Annotated in this window: 1 protein-coding gene; it reads left to right on the forward strand. The window is 65.3% G+C overall.

Annotated elements, in window-relative coordinates; translation table 11 throughout:
- On the forward strand, positions 1-288 hold a 288-nt coding region (locus tag GYA94_RS20685; RefSeq protein ID WP_161892993.1), incomplete at both ends, for an AMP-binding protein.

Genomic DNA, 288 nt, shown 5'->3' on the forward strand with positions numbered 1-288 from the left:
ACTGGCAGGAAACCTACCAACGCTGCCGACGCCTGGCCAGCGCCCTGGTCGGCCGCGGCATTGGCCGTGGCGACACGGTAGCGGTCATGCTGCCGAATATCCCGGCCATGCTCGAAGCGCATTTCGGCGTGCCGATGACCGGTGCCGTACTCAATACCCTGAATGTGCGCCTGGACGCCGAGGCCATTGCCTTCATGCTGCAGCATGGCGAAGCCAAGGTGCTGATCACCGACCGCGAATTCCACACGGTCATCGCAGCCGCCCTGGCCCTGCTTGAGCACCCGCCAC

This window comes from Pseudomonas juntendi (assembly GCF_009932375.1).
Taxonomy (GTDB): Bacteria; Pseudomonadota; Gammaproteobacteria; order Pseudomonadales; family Pseudomonadaceae; genus Aquipseudomonas; species Aquipseudomonas juntendi.